Origin of the sequence: Vibrio sp. VGrn 2, assembly GCF_009361695.1 — a bacterium.
GTDB lineage: Bacteria > Pseudomonadota > Gammaproteobacteria > Enterobacterales > Vibrionaceae > Vibrio > Vibrio diabolicus.
The window spans coordinates 115,136-139,611 of the sequence record NZ_RBWD01000009.1; the positions used below are offsets into that span (position 1 = coordinate 115,136).

Consider the following 24,476-nt stretch of genomic DNA (forward strand, 5'->3'; position numbering starts at 1 on the left):
TTAACACAAAGGTTTTATTTTGAATTTTATTACGGACAACAAACTACCGTTGGGCCAATGGATGGAAACTGGCGTCGATTGGTTAACCATCAATGCATCGGGTTTCTTCGATGCAATCTCTATTACACTTGAAACGATCATTCTTTTTGTGGTGGACATTTTTAAATGGATGCCACCTGCAGCGCCAATCATTATGACGGCGGCAATTGCTTGGTTCTTACACCGCAGCATTCCGCTTGTTGTATTCATCGTGTTGGCCTTGCTCGCAATTCTCAACCTTGGTTACTGGCAAGAAATGCTGGAAACCTTTGTCCTTGTGTTTGCAGCGACAACGATTTCCGTATTAATTGGCGTGCCGTTGGGCATTATGGCGGCACACCGTCCTTGGTTATATACCTTGTTGCGACCAATCCTAGATTTGATGCAGACCGTGCCGACATTCGTTTACCTAATTCCAACCTTGGTTCTGTTTGGCTTAGGTATTGTCCCTGGCCTAATCTCGACCATCATTTTCGCTATCGCTGCGCCAATTCGATTGACGTACCTCGGTATTATTAAAGTGCCGGAGGAGCTACTTGAAGCGGGCAAAGCATTTGGTGCAAGCCGCATGAAGTTGCTGTTTAAGGTGGAATTACCTGCGGCATTACCAAGTATTATGGCCGGTGTTACGCAATGTATTATGTTGTCTCTCTCTATGGTGGTCATTGCGGCACTTGTTGGTGCTGATGGACTTGGTAAGCCAGTCGTACGTGCACTGAATACCGTAAACATCTCGCAAGGTTTTGAAGCGGGTTTAGCGATTGTACTCGTCGCCATCATTCTTGACCGCTTGTGTAAAGCACCAAACCAGAAGGAGGCTTAATCATGGACGCTATTACTATTCAAAATCTTGATGTGGTTTTTGGTCAGCAGCAGTCACAAGCGTTAGCACTACTAGACCAAGGCAAGTCTCGACAAGAAATCATCGACGAAACTGGCCAAGTGGTTGGGGTTGATAATGTTTCGCTGAACGTGAAACAGGGTGAGATCTGTGTTTTGATGGGGCTTTCAGGCTCGGGTAAATCAAGTTTGCTGCGAACAGTTAACGGGTTGAACGAAATTTCTCGTGGCTCTCTGAAAATTAAAGACGGCGACGACATGGTTGAGCTCTCTAACTGTGACGAACAGAAGTTGCGCCACCTTCGTACTCACCGCGTATCCATGGTGTTTCAGAAGTTTGCATTGATGCCATGGTTAACGGTATTAGATAACGTTGCGTTTGGTCTAGAAATGCAAGGCATTGGCAAAGCAGAGCGCCGTAAAAAAGCGCGTGAACAGCTTGAAATGGTCGGTTTGTCTGAGTGGGAAACGAAATTTCCACACGAGCTTTCTGGTGGTATGCAGCAGCGTGTTGGCCTAGCGCGAGCGTTCGCGATGGACACAGATATCTTGTTAATGGATGAGCCGTTTTCAGCGCTTGACCCATTGATTCGTGCTCAGCTTCAAGATGAATTGATTCTGCTTCAAGAAAAGCTAAACAAAACCATTCTTTTTGTGAGTCACGACTTGGATGAAGCGTTAAAAATCGGTAATAACATCGCCATTATGGAATCAGGAAAACTGATTCAACACGGCAAGCCCGAGCAGATCATTCTTGCTCCAGAAAACGATTATGTGGCTGACTTTGTAGCCCACACTAATCCATTGAACGTACTTAAGGGACGCTCTTTGATGCGTGACGACTTAGTTCGTGAAGATGAGCGTGTTCTGATTTGCCCTGACAAAGATATTTGGGTGACCCAAGAGAGCAAAGGCTTAAGCTTAGCGGGTACAGATAAGTCGTTGGTTCAATGGAAGAGCGATTCTTCGAACCTTGATGAGGTAAACGAAAATTCTCTGGTTCAGGTTAGCCCGGAAATCAGTATGCGAGAAGCGATTGAGCTTAAGCAGCGCAGCAATCAGCCTCTGCTTATGGTGGAGGACAATCAGTTAGTTGGTGTGTTAAGCGACAACGAGCTTTACGATGCATTGCTTGGTAACTTTAAGTCCGAGCAAGTGGCATAAAGTTAGAGTAGAGTTGAAGCCAAGCTAAAAAAGAGCCGCATATTAGTGCGGCTCTTTTTGGTTTAAACAATGAGTTAAATAGTTAAGCTAAGGAAACGGTCGATTATAGAGTTGTAATTACATCATCCATCGCAAGGCGAGCTTTTGGTAGATCATGATTATAATCTTCCCCGTCTTTGTGATAGCCAATCGCCAGTGCAACTTCACAGACATGGCCTTCTAATTCTTCTTTGAATACTTCTCCAATCAGTGTTGGATCTACACCTTCCATCGGCGTTGAGTCAATACCCAGACGAGCCAAGGTGTGTAGTAGATTGCCTAGCGCTAAATAGACTTGTGCTTTTGTCCAGTTCCCGTTAAAGCCATTTTCATCCGTATTTGCATCGGCAAAAGCGTAGGCGCCCATAAAGTTGTTGTACATTTCCGCCGGTAGGTGGCCAGACGTTACTTCGGCATCCACACGTTTCGCGAACTTCTCTTTGGTGAAGTTTGGATCGTACGCAAAAAGAATCGTATGTGACGCGGCTTTAGCGTGTGGCTGGTTAAACTGGTGCATATTTGCAAACGTACTGTGGAAACGTTGCTTGGCCTCATCACTTTCAATCACGATGAATTTCCACGGTTGCGAGTTAATCGAAGACGCTGAAAGACGGAGTGCTTCTTTGATGATTGCCATATCTTCTTGAGAAACGCGTTTGGTTTCGTCGTATTTTTTAGCAGTGTAGCGGCTGTTTAGATCAGTAATGATTTGATGAGACACGTTTGTATCCTTTTTATTTTTGTGACAAATGAGGATGCGCTTAGCATCGACAACCATGCGTACCTCGAATATGGATTCATAATACGGGATATTTTTTCATTGATAAGAGGGCGTTTATTTGAATCACTTTTTACTTTTTATTGAAAATTGGCGTGCTTCATAGGGTTAGGCATCATCATTTAGATGCTTTTGATGATTATTAAATTACACTCATATTAAGAGAGTGATGGAGAGCAACATGAACGTGATTCAAGTTTTCAACGATAGTTATGAACGTTGTATCGCGAACCAAGGCTTTTTCGACTTGTTTTACAAGAATTTATGGTCAAAAAGTACAAGCTTCAGACAAAAGTTTGATGGTGTCGACATGCACCAACAGGTGCGAATGCTTAGAGGATCTATCGTGTTTTTTATGATGGCCGATACCTCTAACGAGGCGCACAAGATGGTGGAGAAATATGGTAAGAAGCATGCGAGTTCCGATATTGGCATTGAACCACAGGATATTGATGTTTGGTTTGAAAGCCTTATCGAAACGGTCCAAGAGTGTGATTTTGAATACGACGATGATGTCGAAACAGCGTGGAGAGCTTGTTTTAACACAGGTTTGTCGGTAATGAAGCGGGAGTGCTCCAAACACTAAAAGAGAAACTAAATACTCTTCGAAAACAAGCAAGTTAAAGCAAGGAAGTAACGTGTAAGGTTGTTACTTCCTTGAATATGGTTTTTATTTATCTTGTGTCTCTTTATTCTTTTTTACCGCTTCGGCGATATCACTGACGGCTTCGACAAGATTGATCGGCATTGGGAAGATAATAGTCGATGTTTTGTCTGTCGTGATTTCCGTGAGGGTCTGCATGTAACGCAATTGCAGCGCATTCGGCGCTTCGTTGAGCATTTGAGCTGCCTCTTTTAATTTATTAGAAGCTTCTAGCTCACCGGTAGCGTGAATGATTTTCGCACGACGGTTACGTTCTGCTTCGGCCTGACGCGCTAGCGCTCTGACCATGCTGTCATTTAAATCAACATGTTTGACTTCAACCGTGGCAATCTTGATGCCCCAGTCATCAGTCTGTTGATCGAGGATGGATTGTAAATCCTTATTGAGACGCTCGCGCTCTGAAAGTAATTCATCCAGTTCATGTTGACCTAATACTGATCGCAGCGTGGTTTGCGCTAACTGGCTGGTGGCATCGCTGTAACTTTCGATGTTGTTAATTGCCATTTGAGGATCGACTACGCGAAAATAAACAACCGCATTGACGCGCACAGACACGTTATCTTTGGTTATCAAGTCTTGTGTCGGAACATCCAAAACGACAGTACGTAAATCCACCCGTACCATTTGTTGGATAAATGGGATAAGAATGATTAAGCCAGGGCCTTTTACTTCTTGAAAGCGACCAAGAAAGAATACAACCCCACGTTCATACTCTCTCAAAACCTTAAACATTTGGGTCGCAAGTGCGAACAACAGCACCACGATCACCGCAACAGTATAGAGCATCATAAAGCGCCTCCTATTTATTTTGGCGGTCATCAGGCATCACGGTTAAGGTCAGCCCTTTCACATTCACAATGGTGACATGATCACCTTGTTTGAGTTGTTGATGGTCTTTGGTTTTGGCTCTCCATAGCGCACCATCGAGTTGAACGCGCCCTTCGCCATCGATAAAGTCATCGCGCACGACAGCGATTTTCCCAGGGTAAGTTTCTAAACCTGTTGTCACACGTCGTCGGCGTATTTTGAGCAGCAGGCCGACCGTCAACACGATCAGCGCGACAGAAAAGATAGAAATACCGAAAATTAAAGGAAGGGCGATCTGAAATCCTGGTAACTCACTGTCCATGAGGAAGATGGAACCGAGCACAAAGGCGACAACGCCACCTAAGCCCAAAATGCCAAAGCTCGGACTGAATGCTTCCGCGATCATCAGTGCAATTCCGAGTAACAGCAGCCCAAGCCCTGCGTAGTTCACAGGCATCATTTGTAATGCATACATGGCGAGGAGCAAACAAATACCACCCAATACGCCGGGTAAGCCAATGCCCGGGTTGTAAAACTCAAGAAGCAAACCGTAGATGCCAATGAGCATCAGGATGTAGGCGACGTTTGGGTTTGTGATAACGGCTAGCATTTCTGCTCGCCAATCGGGTGTTCTTTCAATCCATACGGGATTTTCCAGTGACAATGTCACATCACGATTGTTAACTTTAACAGTTTGTCCATCAATGGCTTTGACTAAATCCTCTGGGGAGTTGGCTATATAATCAATAACGTTTAATTCTAATGCTTCTGTGGCGTCCAAACTCGCTGCTTCACTTACTGCTTTCTCTGCCCACTCTGCATTTCGGCCATGAAGCTTTGCTAAGCCTTTAATATAGGCTCTAGCATCATTAATCACCTTTTTCTCCATTGCGGTTTTCGCGGGAACTTTCTCTGAGCTTTCGTTGGTTCCTTCTGACGTTTCTTCCGCGTTTTGATCTTTGCCATCATCCGATGAAGTGGGCTGAGGGGCACCACCTAACGCGACGGGTGTTGCCGCGCCAAGGTTGGTGGCTTCAGCCATTGCGGCAACGTGGCTGGCGAGTAAAATGTATGTCCCTGCGCTAGCCGCTCTAGATCCTGACGGGCCAACCCAAGTCGCAACTGGAGTGGAGGAGGTGGTAATCGCGTGAATAATATCTCTCATTGCGCTGTCTAAGCCGCCAGGAGTGTCCATCTCTAAGATCACTAAACTGACACCGTTGAGTTGTGCCTCTTCTATCTCACGAGACAAATAGTCGCTGGTAGCAGGACCTATAGCGCCTTTGACGGGAACAATCCAGACAGTATTGGCCAGTGCTTGACTAGCAAACAATAGTAAAGGTAAGACCCATATCCATAGTCGTTTCATGCAGTCCTCCTTGTGCGGTCACAGGGACTTTTTGAAAACCTAATTCAAGTATATACGCAGTAATACTAGTGCAAATAAGTAATTGATCACTCGAATTAGTCATATCAGCATTTATCATGGCACATCTGAGGCTACGGGCCTTGATATGAATATCGGTAGTCACGAATCGTGGGGCGTCTGGTGTGAATAGGCTCAACAAAAAGGCAAAGTGACGGTAATCACTTTGCCTTCCTAATGTGTTTTAGAGGAGAGAGACTAACTGTTTACGTGGCGAGAAAATTGAACGAGTGCTTGCTCGGCAGGCATCGGTTTGTGGAAGTAAAACCCTTGCAACTCATCAATATTCCAAACTTTAAGCTTGCGTACTTGGCTCGCGGTTTCAACACCTTCGGCGACAATAGTTAACCCTAATTCTTGAGACATGTTGGCAATGTTTCTTACCAGTGTTTTCGCTCTGTCATTGGTTTCAATCTCGTCGATATAAGATTTATCCAGCTTCACAATATCCAATGGAAAATTACATACGCTACTGAATGATGCGTATCCAGTACCAAAATCATCCAAATCGAGTCCAACACCAAGTCGCTTGATGTCTTGAATGCTTTGGATAGATTCTATTTCTCCGCCCATCAGCATACTTTCGGTAATTTCAAGCACAAGCTGGCCCGCAGAGAGGTTGTATTGAGCCATCACTTTTTTTAGGTAGGGCATCAGTCCGGAATGATAAAAGTGCTGCGCGCTTAAGTTCACATGCACGCTTAACATCGACAGACCTTGCGCATGACGAACTCCATTGAGCCGACTGATAAATTCGCACGATTGTTTGAGAATGGACTCTCCCAATTCGACGATAAGTTTTCCTTGTTCTGCCATCGGAATAAATACTTCTGGTGAAATCATCCCTAATGTTGGATGTTGCCAACGAGCAAGTGCTTCGAAGCTAATAACTTCAGTGGTTTTAGCATCCACGATAGGCTGGAAAAAAGGTTTAATCGCATCTTGTCTAATGGCATTTTCTAAATCGCGATTGATCACCATAGACGTTTCCGCTTGCTCTGATAGTTCTTCATCAATGACTAATACTTCGTGAGAGTGACGACCCTTAGCGGATTGTGATGAGAAACGTGCTGCAAGCAGTAAATGCTCGACAGACTGGTGAGTAATGTTTAGATCCATCATCACCGCTTTACTGTCTAATGACATCATGATCCCAGAGAGCTGGACCTTATGTGACAAATGATTCAGTAATCGATTGGTAGCATCTATCGCTTTTTGGTGGTGCTCGATATCTGGAATCAAAACGATAAATTCATGCTCACTAATTCGGCCTATTTGGAATGCCCCTAATTGCTCGCGTATAGCGGATGCGATGTATTGAATCACTTCATCAAAAATGAGGTGACCGTATACCCCTGCAATTTGCTTGAGAGTCTTACTGTTAATGTACACAAACGAAAAATGGTTTGGCCGTGTCTCTACGAGCTCGTGCAGTGCATTGAGAATGACAGGACGGTTACAGAAACCGGATACCGGATCAAAGTCGGTGAGTTTTTGGATCATTTCTGCTTGCTGTTTTGTCTCTCTCATATCCTGAAGCAACAACATCAGTGCACTTTGACCATGATGTTGAATGAGCGTGGCTTCTATCAAACAGTCGATTTCTTCGGTATTGCTATCGAGCACTTGCGCTTCGAATTGTGTTTTACCGTTTTTCAGCTCTCTGAACATGGCGTCAACTCGACATTCATCGTCCTCAGATGGGCACAAGGTGTCTAGAGGACGATCTATCAATTGCGATTTGCTGTAGCTCAACAGATCTAACGCTCGTTGGTTAACATCGACAATTTTACGATCGATAACAATTAGCATGCCTAGTGAGGAGCTATGGTACAGAGCACCAAACTTTTCCATCGAGTCTTTCAATTGCAGTTGGGTTAACGATGTATTTTCAGAGAGCTTTTGTACCAGTTTTGTCGCTAACTCTAATTCGTCTACTTTTACAGAATGCAAGCCTTCAAGCTGGTATTGAGAGGCGATTTCGCTTATTCCTTCAGCAAAATGATTAAAGCGAGTGGCGACCTTATTTTTAAACGTGATGTAGGTACCCGCAGCGATGATTGATGCCACAACGCCAACCGTTGCAAACAGGTACATGAATAGCGTATTACCTTTCGCATAATGCTCTCGCTGTGTTTTCGTTTTTAGCCATGCGATTGGTTCACCAGATAAATCAGAGAGTGAGGCCCATTTTGTTATTGACCGCGAGGTCTTCTCTATATCCCGCATCTCACTACTGTCTGATCCACTTACCATCTGCGTCTCTAATGAGTTTTCCGCAGTTAAAATGGATTTAAAGTCTCCAGGAAAGCGCAAAGATAGGTTTCTTCCCCAAAGCATCCATCCGTTAGAAGGGCGGTCGCCTTCACTATTTCTAACTGGGCTGAGGCTAAGACCCCAAATAGTATCGTTGATTTTAAACAACCCTGAGATGCTCTCTCTATGGATATCAAGCTTGTGATTCATGGACTTGATGTAATCTTGAAGAGTAGGTTGATTCGCCATTTTAGCGGTGAGTTCTGAAGAAGTGTCGGGGTTATCCTCACGAGTTAAGGAGAGCAGGGTTTGCCCATTAGTCGTGATAAACGCCATCATATCGAGGTTTAACGCATCAATGCTCTCTGTGTAAAGGTTTCGCTCGGTATATTTCGCAATATCACGATCAACAAACAGATCGTATGTTTCGTCCCAGTACGCCCAATCGTATGAGGCGCTTTCTTGCTGGCTCACCATCATGTCGATGACAGCGAGTGCTTGCTGATTCGCATGGTTAATTTCCATGTCTTCGAGCTCATCTAAGCTATACAGGAAAAAATAACGGCTAATAAAAAGGAAGCTGATGACCATGCCCAGCAGTCCTAATGAAAAGTATAAGGCGGTTTTATAGCGAAGATTCAAGTTAAACAAGCGAAGTGTTTTCATTAAAAAATAGTTATAGATGTTAATTCACTGAAAGTGTACGACATGTTCTAACAGAAATTGTTGATATAGATTCAAATTATAGAGATAAAATGAAGGATTTGCTGAGCTGATATGGTAAGTGAAACGTTTGCCCTAATTACTAGATTTTCGTGTTTGCAATTAAAATGCTCAATAACGTACCGCGCATTCAAATTACGGTTTAATCGTGCAGCTAGTAAAGGTATAAATCTTTTTATAAAACAGTCTATTAGTGTAACTAGTGCTTTTCTTCTGTATCTAAACTTCTTTTGTAATAGTAAACTGCGAAAAAATGATGGGTAATTATGATGTTTATTGTTCAACGCTTGGTCAAACTGGCCATTATCTGTGCCATTTTCTTTACTATCTTCGATCTCATCTCCTATGGTGAGATTACTTGGGTTCAAAGGTTGTTGGCTTCTATAAGCTAAATCTAGAATTCAATATGCACACATAACTCCACGAAGCGAGTCAATTCTTCGTTACTCGCCTTCGTCATTTGATCCTTATCTGAGCTTTAAATAAAAGTCCCTCCGCGTGCAGCTCTGGTAACCGTTTTCCATTAATGGAAAAAACCTAAAAATGCAACTAACTTCATATTAATGGCAAGTGTAAGGTATGCAGTTGATGAGGCAATTCAGCGTAATCACATTAGTTGTTGTGGCACTCATTTTGAGCCAAGCAACAATCGCAAGAAATGCTAAGGTGCTAGGTGATATTTCGTTAGTTCAGCCGATAGAAGGTGACCCTGTCGTAGATATTAAGCTGGCGAGAATTGGCTGGCATCTCTTTCGTGATCCTCAGCTATCTTCAAACGGTAGCGTCAGTTGTGCGACGTGCCACAACTTGCAAACCAATGGCGCTGAAAATACACCAGTTTCTACAGGGGTGAAAGGTGATGGAACTCGAAATTCCATCACAGTGTTTAATGCGGCGTTAAATTATCGTTTTTTATGGGATGGTACCGAAAACACCTTGATGGCTCAGATTGATGGACCAATCCACAATCCAATAGAAATGGACTCAAACTGGCAAACAATAGAGCAGTACGTGAAAGGAAGCGAACGTTATCAAGCGCTATTTAGTCGTGATGGTGAGCTACCGATTAATATTAATAATATTAAGTCTGCTATTGTGGAGTTTGTCGAAGGGCTCCAAACTCCAGGTGCACCATTCGATGCCTACTTACTGGGTTACACCCATGTCCTCAGTGAGCAGCAAATTAGGGGGTGGAAAACATTTCAGTCTTCAGGTTGCGTACAGTGTCATCAGGGCAAAAATATTGGCGGAGCGATGATACAACGGTTCGCCTATTTCAAAGATAAGCCAGTAGTAGAGGATTCGGGACGGCACCTGATTACGACGGAAAGTGAAGAACAATTCTATTTTAGAGTCGCCAGTTTACGTAATGTCGCCCTAACGAGCCCTTATTTTCATAACGGGCGAGTTGACCAGTTATCCGAGGCGATACAGATTATGGCGAAAACGCAACTCGGTATTACGATGAGCGATGAAAGTGTCGCTGATATTGAAGCGTTCTTACAGTCCTTGACAGCACCCAGACCCGTGATTTTAGAGGTGTTGGAAAATGAGTAAATTCAAACTGGTTAATCTCTGTTTTTTTATTGCCATGCTGACGTGTTGTGTATTGGCGTACATGTCACATGTGAATTCAAAAAGTGCACAAGAATTCCACGCGGAGTTGACGGATATTGGGCACAAGTTGATTGAAGAGCGCGATGTTATCGTGAATCGATATGCGGTTGAAGATAGGAAGAACTATGAACTGACGACATCTTTAGTGGATATAGAAGTCGCAGCTGAGAACTTGCTAAATTCATCAAGGGAGTCAGTTTGGTTCCCTGTGACGCCCAATCATAAAAAAGTTGAGGATACGCTCAATCTATTCAAAAACCGTGTGCTTGATACAACGCTGAAGCTCGATATGTTGATTGGCGTTCAGGTAGAGAATCAATACGCGTTATTAATGCTATTCAACTTATATCAGCAAGATATTTCTACCGATACCGGAAAGACGTTGAGTGGGCATCACTATTTTGAGTTTCTCAACCAACTGCTTTTGACACAAAACGTAGTTGAGAGTGAAAGTGAAGCCAATTTCTTAGATCGGCTTCAAGCGAGCGATAAAAGGATAGAACTACTCACGAATGAACTGCTTGATCATGGATACTTTGTTTTTATCGAGGATGCGGAGCATCGGCTGCTCAATATTGCCCAAAGTGAAGCGCGTTTTACTTGGTTGTTTGTTTTTATTGCCGTGATGTTGTTAGTCAGTGCATTCTTGTATCAATCGCAATATCGAATGTACAACTTGAAACAATTGAACCTCGAAATCGAGGAGGCGCGAAATAAAGCCGAGCGAGCAGCAAAAGCCAAATCAAGTTTTCTCGCCGCAATGAGTCACGAATTAAGAACGCCGATGAATGGTGTATTAGGCCTTTCTCAAATGATTGCAGAGGAAACCAAAGAGCCGACGACTAAAGAGTACGTGAAAGTCATTCTTGATTCTGGCCAACACTTGATGACGATTCTCAACGATATTTTGGATTTCTCTAAAGTTGAAGAAAACAAACTGGAATTTGAGCAGGCTAAGTTCAATTTAGATCAAGTCATTTCTCCTGTGTGTAGCGCAATAAAACCGCTCATCGATGAAAAAAATATCGAATTGATCGTGGAAAATGAAGTGCCTGAATACGTTGAATTTACCGGAGACTGCGCACGTTTACGACAGATCTTGTTTAATCTTGCTGGCAACGCGGTGAAGTTTACCAGTGAAGGGCATGTGTTAATCAGAACGGAACTTGATAAGGTAAATCATTGCTTGGTGATGATTGTGAGTGATACTGGTATTGGTATCGCGCTAGACAAGCAAGAACATGTTTTCAACTCGTTTGAGCAAGCCGATTCTTCAACTACCCGAAAATTTGGAGGCACAGGGCTTGGTTTGGCAATAGTTAAAAAATTAACTGGCTTGATGGATGGCAAGATTACATTGAAAAGTGTGGAGGGTGTCGGAAGTCAATTCATCGTCGAGCTGCCCATTCCTTGGGTTGAATGCGAACTTCCAAAGGCACAAGAGCCCCCAAAAACGCGCAAGAAAACACACAATTTGCAGATATTGCTTGCTGAAGATAATCGAGTGAACGCCATTGTAGCGAAAGGGTTTTGCGAAAAGTTGGGACATGAGGTCGATGTTGCTGAAAACGGATTGGTGGCGGTTAAAAAGGCGAGAGATAACGAATATGACCTGATTCTAATGGACAATCACATGCCTGAGATGAATGGTGTTGAAGCGACGCGTGTGATTCGACAAGAGTTAGGTATCAAAACATTACTCTTTGCGTATACGGCAGATGTATTTCGTGAGGCGCATGATAGCTTTATTGAAGCCGGAGCGGATCATGTGCTTACAAAACCGCTACAGCAAGAGAGCTTTTCGGACGCTCTTAAACAGTTTGCTGCGAGGCTCGAACCAAAAGAGAATTTACCATTAACGAATGACAACAACGTTCTCCAGTTGCAGCGCAAGCCAATAGAGAAGTTACGGCTGACAGAAGAAGAGTTATCCAGTTCAGAGATGCTCATTTCTTTGCAAGAAGCGCCGGAAGCAATAGATGAGCTACTAAAAAGTATTATTGTCGATTTTGAATCATCGGTTGATGAACTTATTGATTATTTTATGGCTGAAGATTTCGCGTCTCTAGAAGACACGTTGCATAAAACAAAAGGTATGGCATTGAACCTTGGTTTGCCGATTTTAGCTGGACAAACGGAGGCGCTAGAAAACACGCTCAAAGCGAAGCAAACTCCTGAAATTGAGCGGTTACAGATGCTAATCAACCGATTACAAGTCAACATCCATCAGGCTAATCGACTTCTGGATGACATACAGAAAAAAAACGTCGATCCTCAACAAATTTTGTAACCTCTCTGAGTTCATACGTTCCTTACCTTGTTTCGTTGTGGTTTACTATGACGTGAATGGATGGGTTGATTCGTCAATGAGAAAATCAGGGAGTTAGAATGAGTAAGCATTCCGCTTTAATCGAATGGCATCGCGAAGCTGACGAAGTATTCAGTGATAACCAGTATAGTCGCGCGCACATTTGGAAGTTTGATGGCGGGTTGCAAGTCCCTGCGTCACCATCTCCACACGTAGTGCTGTTGCCGCTATCTGTCGAAGAAAACGTTGACCCGGAGGAAGCATTTGTTGCGGCACTTTCCAGTTGTCACATGCTTGTTTTTCTCTCTATTGCGGCGAAACGACGTTACGTTGTCGATCGCTACCTAGATGAAGCAGTAGGAGAGCTGACAAAAGGTGAAAATGGAAAAGAATGGGTGTCTAAGGTAACACTAAACCCTAAGATAACATTTGCTGGTGATAATCAACCGACACGATCTCAATTAGAAAAAATGCACCACATGGCTCATGAGAATTGTTTTATCGCCAATTCGGTTAAAACTGAAGTGACGACGCTTATTGCAGATTAAATGAAGCTCTTTGTCAAAGCGCAGTGTATCGCCGAATAGTGTTAAGCCAGCAGTCAGGCTGCTGGCTATTGTGAACTAAACGATGCCTTGCTCGATCATCGCATCAGCGACTCTTCTAAAGCCGGCAATGTTTGCACCTAAAACTAAATTACCAGGTTGACCAAACTCTCGACTGGTTTCGTTTGCATTAATAAAGATGTTTTTCATGATGGTCTGTAACTGGCTATCGACTTGCTCAAAGGTCCAGTTTTGCATGCTGGCATTTTGTGCCATTTCAAGCTGACTGGTTGCAACGCCGCCTGCATTGGCTGCTTTCGCTGGCCCATAAGCCATTTCGGAATCCACGATGATATTGGCCGCATCACGAGTGGTTGGCATGTTTGCGCCTTCACTAATCAAAACACACCCATTATCGATAAGAGCAAGAGCATCGTTTGACGTTAGTTCATTTTGGGTCGCGCAAGGGAATGCGGCGTCAGCTTGATATCGCCATACAGCATGCCCTTCATTAGGATAGTCACCCAACGGCGTATACTCTGCTTCAGGGTAAGTGTCTAAATACTCTTCTAAACTTGTTCTTTTCACTTCTTTAAGTTGCTTGAGGAGCTGCAGGTCAATACCGTGCTCATGATAGATCGTGCCTCTAGAATCGCTGCATGTTACTGGGGTTGCTCCCATGTGGTATAGCTTTTCAATTGCATAGATAGCGACGTTACCTGCGCCAGAAACGAGGCAAGTTTTGCCTTTGAGTGAATCATTACGGTCATTGAGCATGCATTCCGCAAAATATACGGTTCCATATCCCGTTGCTTCTTTCCTAACAAGTGAGCCCCCCCAAAGAAGGCTCTTGCCTGTAAGTACCCCTTCGTAGCGGCCCGTCAATCGCTTATATTGACCAAACATATAACCAATTTCACGCGCACCGACGCCGATATCGCCAGCAGGAACATCGGTAACAGGACCAATGTGGCGGTATAACTCGTTCATAAATGATTGGCAAAATCGCATGATTTCACCGTCAGATTTTCCTTTAGGATCGAAATTTGAACCGCCTTTTCCGCCACCAATTGGAAGGCCAGTAAGCGCGTTTTTAAAAATCTGTTCAAAGCCGAGGAACTTTATGATGCTCGCGTTCACTGAATGATGGAACCTCAGTCCGCCTTTGTATGGACCTAACGCGGAGTTAAACTCGACGCGGTAGCCTTTGTTTATTTGCACATTCCCTGCGTCATCGACCCAAGGAACTCGAAACATGATTTGACGTTCTGGTTCTACGATTCTTTGGATAATCGCTTGTTCTTTATATTTATTATTGCTTTCTATGACTGGAGCGAGAGAAGTTAATACTTCTTCTACGGCTTGGTAAAACTCTTTTTGAGCCGGGCTACTGTGTTGCAACGCAACAATAGTATCGTGTATGTGTGACATAGATCTCTTCCTTGATGTGAATAAGCAATCAGTTTATATGAATTTATTCCCATTAAATAGTGATTTTGACCAATTCTCAATGGCTATAATGGTCTTTCCTGCGGATGAGAACGCTCAATTTCCAACTTCTGGTCGTATTGATGAGGAAGATTAAGTGAGTGACATGATTGGATGGTTGAGTGATCGGTTTCACATATAGCGAGCAGAAGCCAAATTAGTCGATATTGTTGTGCTGTCACGCAAACTGTTTTTGTTAACTCGATGTTAATATTTGAGCGTGTTGACTCGAAAAAGATAAAAATATGCATGAGCTTAAGACTCTGGACTCGTTTATGCAGCAAGACGGTCTACCAGTGTTTGGCCATCTTGATGGGATTCCCACATCTTTACAGTTAGATAAGTTTACCTACCTTGATGAGATGGATAAGCCAGCGTCTAAGTGGCGCCGTTACTGTGATTATAAGCAGTTTCAGTTCGTTAATTTGGTCACACCTAACTACGTGATTGGGGTTGCGATTGCGGATATTAGGTATTTAGCATCTGGTTTTTGCTATCTGTTTGACATTCAAAATAATGAGTTAGTGGAGCAGCAGTGGTTAAAGCCTTTTAATATTGATTATCAAACTCAGCCTTCCAGTTGGTCTAGTCATGCCCATCTTGCTGACAAAAGTATTCAGTTTTCTATTCAGAATGGTATTTGGCACGTCCACTTTGTGACAAAGTCTGTCAATGCTGATCTCTACTTACGTCCAGAAAGTATGAGTTTGCCATTAATGTTATGTACGCCAACCGGTTATGCGGGTTGGACTTATACGCAGAAGCACAATGCGTTAACGGTAGATGGCAATTTATTCATATTAGGAAAGGAACAAGATCTCTCAGAAGTGGCTGCTGGTTACGACTTTTCCGCTGGGTACATGCGACGGGAGACAAGCTGGCGGTGGGCGAGTATTAATTGCTTTGAAAGCGGCAGACGATTGGGGCTGAACTTAGCTGCAGGCGTCAATGAAACGGGCTACTGTGAAAATGTATTCTGGATTAATGGTGAACGGCATTTTTTACAGTCTGTTCAGTTTCAATTTTCACGAAATGATGAAGGACAAAGATGGCATATCACGTCGGAAGATAAACGGATTGACCTAGTGTTCACGCCTTTAAACCGACGTTCAGAAAAGAAGAACTTTTGGTTTCTCAAAAGCAATTTTCGTCAATATATCGGCTATTTCTCTGGCTACATCGTTGATGGGAATGGTATCAAACATCAGTTAGAAGAAGTCATAGGTCTTACTGAAGATCACTATGCAAAATGGTAGAAACACAATGGATTGGACACAGTTGATGGAACGCCCTGAATTACTTCTGATGATTTTGGCGCCAGTTTTCTTTTTATGTATGGTTGCAGAGTACTGGTTTGGACAACGAAGGGGACGTTTACCTGAAAGCGCGATGTATTATATTCCGGAAGTTGTATGTAATTTTGTGCTTGCGGGCTTACACCAAGCGACAGACATACTCACAGGTTTAATGATTGCTCAGTTATATTTGTGGTGGTTTGATTGGCGATTGTTTGATATCGAAATGAGCGTTTCAGCGTTTTTGTTACTTGTCGTCCTGCAAGATTTTTTCTATTACTGGTTTCATCGAGCTAGCCACCGTATTCGTTGGATGTGGGCTGCGCACGTGGTCCATCACAGCTCGGAGAGAATGAATTTCAGCACCGCGTTTCGTCAAAGCTTGATGTATCCGTTAGCGGGGATGTGGATTTTCTGGTTGCCTTTGGTGATTATTGGCTTTGATCCTAAGTGGGTCGTCTTCGTTGTGCTGTTTAATCTGGGCTTACAGTTTTTTGTTCATACTCAATCAATTCGCTCGCTTGGACCGCTAGAGTGGGTATTTAACACGCCATCTCATCATCGTGTTCATCATGGTATAAACCGTCAGTACATCGACAAAAATTACGCGGGAGTGTTGATTATCTGGGATCGGATGTTTGGAACGTTTGAACCAGAAGTGGAAACCGTTAGGTATGGAATTTCTAAACCTGTAAACAGTTTTAATCCCATTCGAGTGACGTTTGCAGAATGGAAAGATATGTTTTATGACGTAACGCGACCAAATTTAACGTGGAAACAACGTTGGCGCTGTCTATTTGCTCCGCCATCGGATTCTTTTGAGTAGATTGAGATAAAAGAGATTGGAGCGGGCAGCGGGAATCGAACCCGCATCATCAGCTTGGAAGGCTGAGGTAATAGCCATTATACGATGCCCGCGCATCGATAGGACTCAGATAATATGCCACACTGAACGAAAAAGAAAAGTCTTTTCTCATCAATTGTTTGTCAGGTGCCTAAAAAAGTAGCGTCTTGGTGTTAAAGTGTTCATTGTCTCTGTTTTTCAGGAGGGTCAGCGATTCCGCTTCTAAAATCGATGGCTGCTAATTAGGGGTAAACACACTGTCTACTAGCGTTTAGGCATTGATGATATTCAAGATTGTCAGTGTAAAGGTTAATCGCGTTTATTGAACAGTCAGGTTTCATGGTCAAGACTAGATATTGAAATGATTACTTTTTACTGCTGAAGCGTATGTATAGCACTAGCGTAATTCCGCTGAAACAGTCAGCTTAACCAAAGGAGATTTAACATGTGGAAAGGTTTGATATTAGGGGCGGTGATGATGCTCGTGTCTGCTTGTACAACCGTAACGACGGATGTTGATAAGCAAGCCGATTTTTCAGCTTACAGAACGTTTGATTTCGGTGCCCAAGCAGAAGCCCCTACGAGTATTGATGGTCGACGTATTGAACAAGGATTGGCTGAACAGCTTGAAGACAAGGGCCTAATTAAAGTGAATAGTGGTGGGGACCTTTACGTTCATCATGATATCGTCGAAGAGTCCGAGCTTGTCTCTTCTGGGTCTTCGGTGAGTTTCGGTTATGGTTGGAATAGCTTTGGCGTGATCACTTCAAGCCCGGAACGATACAAAGAACGTAAGTATGGCAAACTGGTGGTAGAGCTTGTTGATGCAAAGGCTAATCAGGTTGTGTGGAAAGGTGTTTCAAGCAGGAAACTGTCTGAGTCTATGAGCTCTGAGAAAAGAGAATCTCTGATTGAAGAAGAAATTGCGAAAATGTTTGAAAACTACCCTTACGGTGAAAAATAATTAGTATTCTTAACGATTAAGAATACTAATTGCCAATCGTTACGCACAGGGTTAAAAGAACTTATTATTTTGGTTTTGGTTACCTTTGTGCGTACGACTCTGATTGCTTTACTCGGACTACTTTTCTGCTTGTTGGCTCCGAGCATGAGTATGGCACACTCATACCCAAATTTTCTTTCATTTCATAACCAGAATATTGCTGTTGACGCTAAGTCGAAGCACTTTTCAGAACACCCTGCCTCTCCAATACAACAAGACTATCCGAGTTTAAACAGCCGGAATATATTGAGGGTTAGCCATTCTAAGGAAACGAGCTCGAACGACGATGTAGAACTCGAATGGTTTGAAACGCTTGCTGTAGTTTGGTGGACACATCGTTCGGCAATTCACTCGATGGGGCTGCTAAAACGCATCGGCAATGAGGCTTTAGGTCGTTGTGTTGAAAGTATTTTTACTCATTCTAAATACAGAATCGGTGCGAGGAAAGAATCGAATCTCATATACCGCTTTATACATGCTCGCTAACACATTCCATGTTTTTACAATTTTTGGTTAGTTATGCTTAGGAGCGGTTTATGTTTGATTCGATAATTCAGGTCTTGAGTGCCTTTTGGCATCAAGATTTTACGGCGTTAATGGCGCCAGGCGGTGCAGGATTGGTTTATTTTGTTGTTGCTGCGCTTATCTTTTTGGAAAGTGGTTTTATTCCTGCTGCGCCATTCCCATGCGACAGTGTCGTCGTATTATCCGGTACGCTGGCGGCGGTTGGCGTCCTTGATCCCATTATGATTATGTTGGTGATAGCTGTTAGTGCGGGATTGGGAAGTTGGGCGGCTTACTTACAAGGCAAGTGGCTAAATCGCTTACCTAAGGTCCAAGGCTGGGTGAGCGCGGTTCCTCAAAAGCGTTTGGAACAGGTCGACGCATTACTCAGTAAACATGGATTGATTGCGCTTTTTTGTGCGCGGTTTATTCCGGTTGTTCGTTCCCTATTGCCATTAATGATGGGGTTGCGAGTGAAACGTATTAGTAAATTCCATTACTTTGCGTGGCTGAGTGCGATTTTATGGACGCTGATATTATGCGGTTTTGGTTTATTGCTTCCTTTGCTACCAGAGAATATAAGCAAAGCGATCACAATGCTATTAATGGCGGCTCCAATGATTACTCTTGCGATGGGAGTGCTTAGTTTCTTGTTTGTTAAAGCACGTCGAGCGTTCTGTAAATCCAAGGATGTGTCAGAGTTCTCCCAGTAAGTTTACTTTGATTTGCACTTTTAAGCTTGTATATAGATTAGACATCTAATCGGCTGGTTTTTATCAGTAAAAAGAAAGGCGCAATGTATGCGCCTTTCTTTTTTAGTGTCGTTAGGGTTTCGAATTTAATAGCCAATGCTATATAGGTACTCGCCAACCTCTTTACACTGAGATTTGTAGATAGTTTCTACTTCGGATTCATTCTTATCTGCTGCTTTAAATTCAAGCTCAGCAGAAGATAACTGACTGAAACTGTAGTTTCTTTCAGACATTAGGTAGTGCCTGAACATCGCTCTGTGTTCAGGAACCGCAATACGTGCATTAGAAACATTGGCACACTCTAGCAGAGTCTCATTGCTCATTTCTTCTGGTTTTGCTTCCGTGTTAGCGAAGGCAGAGCTCGTTGCAAATAGTAATGCTAGTGCGATAGTCGTAGCGAATTTTGTCATTATATGGACCTCAAATTGGTTCTAGTAACAATGAGCGTATTGGTCCTCATCGTTACATTTCCGTGTTCTCTGTATGTCATAAAAAGTTAAACAACAGGGAAGGCGTTGCGACCATGAGTAAAGACGTACATTAAATTGGCTTCTTTTCTTCCTGAAAGTCGATAGAGAGAGCGTTTACTCATCAGCCCGCCATAACCATCAAGAGGTAAGCGAGATGCTTGTTTTGCCAGTTCCAATAGTGGTGGGGAAGAGAAAGCAACAAGTAAAAAATAATCAGGAGTAAAATCAGATGATAAAACACCATCAGTGGCGGATGTTCGGCGGCAGGAAACCAGTGCTAACAACTCGCGCTTTATGTGCAGATAATAACCTTCTGAGCCCCAAGAACTTGGAGAGGCAAATGTATGGAATTCGCTGTGTGCTAGTTCAAAATCGTCTTGTTGCGCGAGTTTAAGCAAGCGTTCAGAGGTGTAATGTTTAGTGTGGTGATACGTATACACATATGAGGCAACGATGAACCCTGAAAATAGGGACAATGAAAGCATCAATAATATACGGTGTAGATAACGCAAGAAGTAACCCTAAACATATAACGTCATAGACTATCACTATGACTACGGAATCTTAGTGACACTATGATAACAATGAAAATCGGTGTCTGACCAACTCAGCGTATACTAACGAGATGGAAGAGGGATGAACAGAGTTTTCTGATGTTATTTGGGTATAAGCTAATACCTAAATAATTTTAGCGTTGAAGCAAGCGAAAACTGGAGAAACAGGTAAAGAGAGTCATGAGACAAGGAAGCTTGAGCCAATCCGATTATTTGTTAGGGAAGAAATAGAGCATTCTTCCCCACATGATTTGCACCCGTGTTATGCGCTTGCATAAATAACACTGCCGCCTTTTATGGTGTCAATGATCTCACGAGACAACTTCTTTGGCAGTGCAGGGCAACCCCAACTGCGCCCAAGGTAACCATTCTTCTTGATAAAAGAAGGGTTAGCATAGTCGGCACCGTGCACAACGATATAACGCTCACGAGCTTTATCGTTCAACCCTGAGCTTAGACCATCTAATCGAAGTGAATAACCATTTGATCCGTAGTAGGTGGTGTCAGTCAAAAACGTACCCAGCGATGTTTTACGCGAGTTCACCACGTTTGAAAACTGCGTCGCTGTTTTCTTTCCACTGTTCACACCGTGAGAAACATAAGTATTGTAGATAAGCTTCTTTTTATCTAAATCAACCACATAAAAGCGTTTTTCAGTCGATGGTTTACTATAGTCGATGATGGTTAGTACTGATTTCTTTCTATCGGGTGTTTTTTTGTACGCGATGTAAGCGTCACGAAACAATTTAAAGTCTACTACGCCATCTAACTTTGCTTGTTTGAACACTTGTTCAATTTGATTCTGTGGTATGTGACTTTTGACTTCGTTATCTGCTTGTTTTGCAAAGGCAAAAGGAGAGGCAGACAGAAATGTCCATATAAATAATAAAATTAACTTTTTCATCTTGGCTAAATAAAACTCTATGGTGTTACAAATTTACCGATTGCTTCATGCATTCGTTAAAACAACATGCACATCAATATAATTCTATTCCCAATGTTTCTTATTGTACGCTTAGGTACTTAATATTGGGTTAACGATAAGTTTTTAAGTTAAAAACTAACTGTTTGAAACTCAAATAAATTATGAAGTTAATCGATTGTTTCGATAAACTACGGCATAAATAATATCTGATATGCGTAATTAATAAAACTGTGTTTAAGGATATTTGTGAGATGGCGAATTTATAAAAACGATGTTTTATTTTTTCTAGATTAGAAACTCTTTTTATTTCAATGTGTTTGTCTTTTGTACGTCTATTCAGCCTGCGTTTAGATTTGTGATTTGACTCGTAACAAATCGTAACGTCAACTCGTTATGTGTGTTAGTGCATTTTAAGTGAGTGGGTAAACAACAAGATGGATAAGAAAGGTAGAGAAATACCGAGAAGAAGGGCATTTCCTGTTCACAAGTGATAAAGCTAAGTCTAAGTGGAGCCGACAAATGAGCTTCTACACGAATCATTTAAGTCGGTGATCAGCAGTACAAAAGTAAAGTTTGTCAGCTTTTACTTATTTCCTTATGTCTTCAATTAAAGAAGTAAAAACAGAACTAAACTTACCAAAAAGTAATTCTATCGTTTTGATTAAATATTTAAATAACTGAGAGATTTCATCGAAAAATAATAATACCAAAAATTAACGTACGAACTTATGTGGTTGCTTATATTATTGAAACTAAGGGTAAAGTCTTGTTTCTATATTATATAAGTACAGCAGCCACATACATGGCTTCTGTACTTAATCTTTAATAAGATGTCCCTTGAACAGTAATTGAACCTATTATGGAACCATCGAAGCGGCTATCGTCATTTGCGGACTGCCACCACAAATTCAGTTGTTCCTTACTCATTGGCTTACCAAATAAATAGCCTTGCATATAGTCACAGCGGTAGGCCGATAACCACTCATGCATCACACTGTGCTCAATACCTTCTGCGGTGACCGTTTTATTTTGAGCGTGGCATAGCTCGATGATGGGTTTGATCACATGACCGTTGTTGGTTTTCATCAATGTAACGAGGAACTCTCGGTCAAACTTGATCTTCTGAACTGGATATTGAACAAGTTGAGTCAGCGATGTATAGCCAGAGCCAAAGTCATCAATGGCGAGACGATAGCCACGCTTCGACAGCTCATCAAGTAATGCTGTACCTTGTTGTTCTGCGGCAAAGGTTTCTGTTATTTCTAACTCAATACATTCTGGCTTCACACCGTTTTTGCTTGCTTGGTCATGAATATAATTCGCCATTTCGATGGAGTTAAGTTCTGCTGAAGAGAGGTTGACCGAAAGGACAATGTCTTTGCCAAAAATATTTCTTAATTGGTGATATTCCGCTGTCGCGTTGGCGAAAACCCAGCGATCAATTTTATCAAATAAGCCCGCCTGTTCCGCGATTGGGATAAACTCTTTCGGAGGCACGGGACCAATGCCTTCCGCTTCCCAGCGCAATAATACCTCTAGTCCTTCAATCTCGTTGTCCCGATTATTCATATAGGGTTGAAAAACGAGATGGAACTCTTCTTCCACGTTGCTTTTTCTGAGCGCTCGCTCAAGCTGACTGCGTCTTTGAGACTCAACATTGAGAGCTGCTGAGTAATAAGCGTACTGGTTTTTCCCGGCTCGTTTGGCTTGATACATTGCCGCATCGGCACTGGAGAGTAATTTCGCGACGTCTGTACCGTCTTGAGGGTACTGAGCGATACCTACGCTCGCAGTCACGGGGAATGAATTACTCCAAGATGGACTGAGATTGCTAATCGGTTTTAGTAACTCTGAGGCCAGCAAGTCGGGTAGGCGTTGTGCATCCTGATTTGAGCTCAATAAAATAGCAAATTCGTCACCAGACAATCTTGCTGCAAAACAGGGACTATCGTAGTCGTACGAGAATTTTTGACAGACATTTTTGATGTGTGATGAAAACACCTTTAATAAGTTGTCTCCCAGTTCATGCCCGTATTTGTCATTAACGTACTTAAAGTTATCGAGATCGACATAAATGACCCACAAATGCTGCGAAGGGGAGACGAGTTCACGAGTTGCAAGTTCATGGAAACGATGGCGATTAGCGAGTTGCGTTAGGTGATCCGTTTCAGCCAGGCGTTTTGTCTTCTTATATATGACGTTGAGCTCTTCATACATATCAAAAAAGCGTGAGGATAAGCGTCCTATTTCATCGTTTGTTTCTAGCTTTTCAATGTTGCCGCGTTGATTTGTTTCCAGCTCTTGTAGCTGTTTATCGAGGCGAGAAACGGGGTGTAATACATAACGATACAAAACCAAAACAATTAAGGTGATGGTGCAAAACGCTGCCACACCAAAGGAAAGGGCCAGTTCTAGCCACACTTTATCGACTTTATTCCACATCAAATATTCAGCGGGGGAGAGTACCGCATAAAAGTGTGGCAATAGTTCAATCGTCTGAGCGAGAGGAATATCGAGATAAATAGGCTTGTCGGCAAAAGTTATCACGCTATGCGTGTCGAACTCGATTTCGTGCTTGATCTCATTGAAGGCTTCGAGCGATACCGATATCACCACGAAAAAGACATTTTGCGGATCAAAACTTAGAGGTTGTGTCCCTGTTCGTTTGTCGATCAGTTCGTATTGCAGAAGAATACTTTGCCCGCTGGAATTGTAAATAAAGCCAGTATGGTTAAACGCTTCTCTCGTACTAAAGCTTCGCGAGATGTAATCCAATACCTTAGGGTCGACTACACCTGATGATTCGTAGTATTTATTTTCTGTGTAATAAAGAAGGTTTTGTTTCCCGTCGAGAATCGCCATGCTTGCATCGCCTGTATAGCCATGGCTTAACACATCTGCGGTTTCATCGAGTCGGTTAAATAACACGCGCTCACGATACGGATTGCTATGATTCACCAAGTAGTCTTGCAATACATCACTTTTGCTTAATGTGTATGCATAACTATTGAGGAATATGTTGGCTTGTCGGAACTGCCCTGCGAGCTTTTCCATTTGCAATTGGATATAGCTGTCTTCTCGCTTGATGAGCGTTACTTTTTGAATGCTGTAAATAATATAACTTGATACCAGCGCGCTTAATAAGATCACTGGCGCGACAAGCAAGATGACTCGATTGCTTAACTTCATTATGGCTTTTAGTTTCCGTTTGTGTCCCTACAAACGTCGCATACCATATAAGGTACTGAACGGATGATGTGTTTTGCAAATTGTAACCAGATTGTAAGGTGAGCGTTCTCCAAAATCAGACAACCATCCAAGAACTGTGATGATGTGTAAGGTTTCCATCTCATTAACTAGAGTGTTTCTCAGTAATGGGACGTGTCTCTTTTTCAACTGTCTTTAAAAACCTCACTTCAAGTGTCGATTAAACCA

The 24,476-nt window shown here is 42.7% G+C and carries 20 protein-coding genes and 1 tRNA gene; 11 read left to right on the forward strand and 10 right to left on the reverse strand.

The annotated features are described in order from the left end of the window. The first annotated feature begins 19 nt into the window (after positions 1–19). Positions 20–862, forward strand: a complete 843-nt coding sequence (gene choW / locus D8S93_RS15705) for a choline ABC transporter permease subunit (RefSeq protein ID WP_005392552.1) — start codon at positions 20–22, stop codon at positions 860–862. A 2-nt stretch (positions 863–864) separates the two neighbouring features. Then, a complete protein-coding gene (choV, locus tag D8S93_RS15710; RefSeq protein ID WP_005392551.1) occupies positions 865–2,043 on the forward strand; it encodes a choline ABC transporter ATP-binding protein in 1,179 nt (392 codons plus the stop codon). A gap of 103 nt (positions 2,044–2,146) precedes the next feature. Here choV and D8S93_RS15715 read toward each other — a convergent pair whose 3' ends face one another. Beyond that, positions 2,147–2,803 carry an NAD(P)H-dependent oxidoreductase gene (locus D8S93_RS15715; protein ID WP_319803017.1) on the reverse strand — a complete coding sequence of 219 codons (657 nt, stop codon included), beginning with the start codon at positions 2,801–2,803 and terminating at the stop codon, positions 2,147–2,149. A 238-nt stretch (positions 2,804–3,041) separates the two neighbouring features. Here D8S93_RS15715 and D8S93_RS15720 point away from each other — a divergent pair, with 238 nt between their 5' ends. Next, complete coding sequence (locus D8S93_RS15720) at positions 3,042–3,446, forward strand: globin (protein WP_005392547.1); 405 nt, start codon at positions 3,042–3,044, stop codon at positions 3,444–3,446. 84 nt (positions 3,447–3,530) lie between these two features. Here D8S93_RS15720 and D8S93_RS15725 read toward each other — a convergent pair whose 3' ends face one another. From D8S93_RS15725 to D8S93_RS15735, 3 genes are all read right to left on the reverse strand, one after another. Beyond that, entirely contained in the window at positions 3,531–4,313 is a 783-nt protein-coding gene (locus D8S93_RS15725) for a slipin family protein (protein WP_005373196.1), read from the reverse strand. 10 nt (positions 4,314–4,323) lie between these two features. Then, the gene (locus D8S93_RS15730; RefSeq protein ID WP_152814178.1) at positions 4,324–5,700 is read right to left on the reverse strand and encodes an NfeD family protein; all 1,377 of its coding nucleotides are present in this window, start codon (positions 5,698–5,700) and stop codon (positions 4,324–4,326) included. A 255-nt stretch (positions 5,701–5,955) separates the two neighbouring features. After that, on the reverse strand, positions 5,956–8,604 hold the full coding sequence (locus D8S93_RS15735) for an EAL domain-containing protein (protein WP_193621628.1): 2,649 nt from the start codon (positions 8,602–8,604) through the stop codon (positions 5,956–5,958). A gap of 720 nt (positions 8,605–9,324) precedes the next feature. Between D8S93_RS15735 and D8S93_RS15740 the strand changes: the two genes are divergently transcribed. The 3 genes from D8S93_RS15740 to D8S93_RS15750 all read left to right on the forward strand — a co-directional run bounded on the left by D8S93_RS15740 (position 9,325) and on the right by D8S93_RS15750 (position 13,209). Further along, positions 9,325–10,293 (forward strand): cytochrome-c peroxidase, encoded by a 969-nt coding sequence (locus tag D8S93_RS15740; protein WP_193621623.1) that lies wholly within the window; start codon positions 9,325–9,327, stop codon positions 10,291–10,293. Next, entirely contained in the window at positions 10,286–12,643 is a 2,358-nt protein-coding gene (locus D8S93_RS15745) for an ATP-binding protein (protein WP_152814184.1), read from the forward strand. Before D8S93_RS15740 ends, D8S93_RS15745 begins: the two co-directional genes overlap by 8 nt. A gap of 98 nt (positions 12,644–12,741) precedes the next feature. Further along, positions 12,742–13,209, forward strand: coding sequence for an OsmC family protein (locus tag D8S93_RS15750; RefSeq protein ID WP_152814186.1), 468 nt, complete (start codon positions 12,742–12,744; stop codon positions 13,207–13,209). Between the two features lie 75 nt (positions 13,210–13,284). Here the strand turns inward: D8S93_RS15750 and gdhA are convergent, their stop codons facing one another. After that, positions 13,285–14,637 (reverse strand): NADP-specific glutamate dehydrogenase, encoded by a 1,353-nt coding sequence (gdhA, locus tag D8S93_RS15755; RefSeq protein ID WP_152814188.1) that lies wholly within the window; start codon positions 14,635–14,637, stop codon positions 13,285–13,287. Between the two features lie 302 nt (positions 14,638–14,939). On the opposite strand from gdhA, the gene D8S93_RS15760 reads away from it, so the two are divergent. Continuing rightward, entirely contained in the window at positions 14,940–15,950 is a 1,011-nt protein-coding gene (locus tag D8S93_RS15760; RefSeq protein WP_139060670.1) for a DUF2804 domain-containing protein, read from the forward strand. Between the two features lie 7 nt (positions 15,951–15,957). Then, positions 15,958–16,815: a sterol desaturase family protein gene (locus D8S93_RS15765; RefSeq protein WP_193621624.1), complete on the forward strand. Its 858-nt coding sequence runs from the start codon at positions 15,958–15,960 to the stop codon at positions 16,813–16,815. Between the two features lie 17 nt (positions 16,816–16,832). Here D8S93_RS15765 and D8S93_RS15770 read toward each other — a convergent pair. Continuing rightward, positions 16,833–16,907 (reverse strand) — tRNA-Gly (locus D8S93_RS15770). Between the two features lie 371 nt (positions 16,908–17,278). Here D8S93_RS15770 and D8S93_RS15775 point away from each other — a divergent pair. From D8S93_RS15775 to D8S93_RS15785, 3 genes are all read left to right on the forward strand, one after another. After that, positions 17,279–17,797, forward strand: coding sequence for a DUF4136 domain-containing protein (locus tag D8S93_RS15775; RefSeq protein WP_005397138.1), 519 nt, complete (start codon positions 17,279–17,281; stop codon positions 17,795–17,797). 144 nt (positions 17,798–17,941) lie between these two features. Next, the gene (locus D8S93_RS15780) at positions 17,942–18,322 is read left to right on the forward strand and encodes a hypothetical protein (protein ID WP_227483997.1); all 381 of its coding nucleotides are present in this window, start codon (positions 17,942–17,944) and stop codon (positions 18,320–18,322) included. Positions 18,323–18,372: 50 nt separating this feature from the next. After that, positions 18,373–19,053 (forward strand): DedA family protein, encoded by a 681-nt coding sequence (locus D8S93_RS15785; RefSeq protein ID WP_152814192.1) that lies wholly within the window; start codon positions 18,373–18,375, stop codon positions 19,051–19,053. Between the two features lie 125 nt (positions 19,054–19,178). Here D8S93_RS15785 and D8S93_RS15790 read toward each other — a convergent pair whose 3' ends face one another. The 4 genes from D8S93_RS15790 to D8S93_RS15805 form a co-directional block, all read right to left on the reverse strand. Continuing rightward, a complete protein-coding gene (locus tag D8S93_RS15790) occupies positions 19,179–19,502 on the reverse strand; it encodes a hypothetical protein (protein WP_085344717.1) in 324 nt (107 codons plus the stop codon). An 86-nt stretch (positions 19,503–19,588) separates the two neighbouring features. Then, positions 19,589–20,047, reverse strand: coding sequence for a hypothetical protein (locus D8S93_RS15795; RefSeq protein WP_152814253.1), 459 nt, complete (start codon positions 20,045–20,047; stop codon positions 19,589–19,591). 331 nt (positions 20,048–20,378) lie between these two features. Continuing rightward, a complete protein-coding gene (locus D8S93_RS15800; protein WP_005397144.1) occupies positions 20,379–21,020 on the reverse strand; it encodes a murein L,D-transpeptidase catalytic domain family protein in 642 nt (213 codons plus the stop codon). A gap of 843 nt (positions 21,021–21,863) precedes the next feature. Then, a complete protein-coding gene (locus D8S93_RS15805) occupies positions 21,864–24,230 on the reverse strand; it encodes an EAL domain-containing protein (RefSeq protein ID WP_152814194.1) in 2,367 nt (788 codons plus the stop codon). Positions 24,231–24,476 lie beyond the last annotated feature (246 nt).